Origin of the sequence: Actinospica durhamensis (assembly GCF_018139695.1) — a bacterium.
Lineage (GTDB): Bacteria > Actinomycetota > Actinomycetes > Streptomycetales > Catenulisporaceae > Actinospica > Actinospica durhamensis.
Genome location: NZ_JAGSOG010000486.1, coordinates 1 through 2,874, shown reverse-complemented (window position 1 = coordinate 2,874; position 2,874 = coordinate 1). Strand labels below are relative to the sequence as shown.

General features: G+C 73.1%; 4 protein-coding genes. All 4 read left to right on the top strand.

The genetic code is table 11. From position 1 onward, the window contains the following. On the top strand, positions 1-657 hold a 657-nt coding region (locus KDL01_RS40220), incomplete at its 5' end, for a TetR/AcrR family transcriptional regulator (protein WP_212533980.1). A gap of 308 nt (positions 658-965) precedes the next feature. After that, positions 966-1,166, top strand: coding sequence for a ferredoxin (locus KDL01_RS40215; protein WP_212533982.1), 201 nt, complete (start codon positions 966-968; stop codon positions 1,164-1,166). After that, complete coding sequence (locus tag KDL01_RS40210) at positions 1,163-2,383, top strand: cytochrome P450 (protein WP_307846797.1); 1,221 nt, start codon at positions 1,163-1,165, stop codon at positions 2,381-2,383. Before KDL01_RS40215 ends, KDL01_RS40210 begins: the two co-directional genes overlap by 4 nt. Before the next feature lie 7 nt (positions 2,384-2,390). Beyond that, positions 2,391-2,874, top strand: a 484-nt coding sequence (locus KDL01_RS40205; protein ID WP_212533979.1) for an FAD-dependent oxidoreductase, incomplete at its 3' end; no start/stop codon positions are given.

The window sequence follows — 2,874 nt, the reverse complement described above, 5'->3', positions numbered from 1 at the left end:
GGACGGGCCGCGGCAGCGGGGGCGCGCGGGCGGCAGTCCGAGGGGACTCGGGAGCTGATCATGGCGACGGCGGAGCGGCTGTTCGCGGAGCACGGGCTGGCCGGGGTGTCGGCCCGGCAGATCAGCGAGGCGGCAGGGCAGGGCAACAACGCGGCCGTGGGCTACCACTTCGGCACCAAGACCGACCTGATCCGGGCCATCGTGCGCCGGCACAACCAGCTGATCGAGCTGCGCCGGGTCGGGATGCTCGAGCGCCTCGGCGCCGACGCGGGGCCGCGCGACTGGATCGAGTGCCTGGTACGGCCGCTGACCGAGCACCTGGCCGAACCCGGCGGCCCCTCCTGGTACGCGCGCTTCTCACTCCAAGTGGGCATCGACCCGGTGCTGCGCGAGATCCTCTCGCGCGAGGTGCGCTCGGCCCCGGGCATGGTCCGCGTCGCGGCCGGGCTGCGGCCGAGCCTGGCCGCACTGCCGCCCGAGGTGCGCCGGGCACGCCTGGAGATGATCAGGCATCTGATCGAGCACACCTGCGCGGACCGCGAGCGCGCCCTGGCCACGGCCACCCGGCCGGTGCGCGCCGACTGGGACCGGGCCGCGCGGCTGCTGGTGGACGCGGTCGCCGGGCTGCTGCTGGCCCCGGTCACCCCCGCCCGCTGATCCGAGGGGGGTTCACGGGAGATCCAGGGGTGATGGCAGGGGTCGGTGGGCGCTCGACGATCGGCGCCATCCACATCGTCGTCACCGGCCACTCCCCCGCGCACGAGCCAAAGCCGAGGCTCGAGCCCAAGCCCGAGCCCAAACCCCACGCAAGCGCCCCCGCGCACGCCCCGCGCGAATCTTCGAACCCTGACGTTCTAGTGAATCAGAGATTTGTGAAACTTTAAGTCGGACGCTTGACTTAAAGTGACCGGCCGGAGTTGACTTCGCACGGACGGCTACCTCCCGCAAGGAGTGATCACGTGGACATGGTGACGGTGGATCAGGACCGGTGCTGCGCCTCTGGCCAGTGCGTATTGGTCGCCCCCGAGGTCTTCGACCAGCGCGAGGAGGACGGGATCGTGGTTCTGCTCGTCGCAGAACCCGAATCCGGACTCCTGCCGCGGGTGCGCGAGGCGGCGACGCTCTGCCCGGCGGCGGCGATCGTGCTCGAGGAGGTGGCGTCGTGAGCATCCTCGAGGACGTGGACGGCGCGCTGCTCGACTACCCCGCGGCCAAGGCGCCGGGCTGCCCGTTCGACCCGCCCGCAGGTGTGCGCGAGCTGCAGCAGCAGGGCCCGCTGGTGCGGGTGCGGCTGTGGGACGGGTCCACGCCGTGGCTGGTCACCCGGTACGCCGACCAGCGGGCGCTGCTCGGTGACGCGCGGGTGAGCGCCGATCCGGACTCGCCCGGCTATCCGCTGCAGACCGCCGGGACGCCGAGCCGGCAGCAGGGGCTGAGCTTCATCCGGCTCGACGATCCGGAGCACGCCCGGCAGCGGCGCATGGTCACCGCGCCGTTCGCCATCAAGCGGATCGAGGCGATGCGCCCGGGCGTACAGGAGATCGTGGACGGCCTGATCGACGACCTGCTGGCCGGGCCCAGGCCGGTGGATCTGGTGGACGCGTTCGCGCTGCCGGTGCCGTCGCTGGTGATCTGCCGGCTGCTCGGCGTCCCCTACGAGGACCACGACTTCTTCCAGGCCAACAGCAAGGTCCTGATCCGGATGAGCGTGAGCGAGGACGAGCGGGCGGCCGCCCGCAGGCGCCTGGCCGACTACCTCGACGACCTGGTCGGGCGGAAGCTGGCCGAGCCGGACGACGGGGTGCTCTCCCTGCTGGCCGAGCGGATCGGGACCGGGGAGCTGACCCGGGACGCGGTCGCGCAGATGGCGGTGCTGCTGCTGGTGGCCGGGCACGAGACCACCGCGAACATGATCGCGCTGGGCACGTTCGCGCTGCTGCAGCACCCGGAGGAGCTCGCGCGGCTGCGCGCGGCCGAGGATCCGCGGGAGGTCGCCGGCGCGGTCGAGGAGTTGTTGCGCTACCTCACCATCGTGCACACCGGGCGGCGCCGGGCCGTGCTCGAGGACATCGAGCTGGCCGGCCAGACGATCCGCGCGGGCGAGGGTCTGATCTTCCCGAACGACATCGGCAACCGGGACCCGGAGGCCTTCCCGGACCCCGACCGGCTCGACCTCGGCCGCGCCGCGCGCCACCATGTCGCGTTCGGGTTCGGCGTGCACCAGTGCCTCGGCCAGCCGCTGGCCCGGATGGAGCTCCAGGTGGTCTACGGCACGCTCTACCGCCGCATCCCGAGCCTGCGCCTGGCCGTCGATGCCGCCGAGGTGCCGCTCAAGCACGACGGTTTCGTCTACGGCGCCTACTGCCTGCCGGTGACCTGGTAGGCCGGGGGTGTCCGACGCTGCGGACGCCCGTGTCCTGGTGGTCGGGGCCGGGGCGGCCGGGCTGGCGGTGGCCGAGACGCTGCGCCGGGACGGGCACACCGGGCAGCTGACCCTCCTCGGCGCGGAGGCGCATCCGCCGTACGATCGTCCTCCGCTGTCCAAGCAGATCCTGGCGGGCGAATGGACCCGCGACCGGCTGCCGCTGCGTCAGCCGGAGCGTCTCGCCGAGCTGGGGCTGACGCTCCGGCTCGGCGAGACGGCGGTGTCGCTGGATCCGGCTGGCCGCACGGTCGGGCTCGCGGCGAGCTGCGTTGACGGTGACGGTGACGGCAGTCGCGCCGCGGACGTGCCGACCCCGGTTGAGTCGGTGCCCTATGACGTGCTGGTCGTGGCTACCGGGGTGCGGGCGCGCTTGCTGCCGGGTGCCGGGGCGCGGGTGTTGCGGACGGTGGGCGACGCCGTCCGGCTGCGGGAGCGGCTCGCTGTCTCTT

What these genes read in the sequence shown, in the direction of transcription:
- KDL01_RS40215 (WP_212533982.1), top strand. Translation starts at nt 966, where the DNA reads ATGGTGACGGTGGATCAGGACCGGTGCTGCGCCTCTGGCCAGTGCGTA.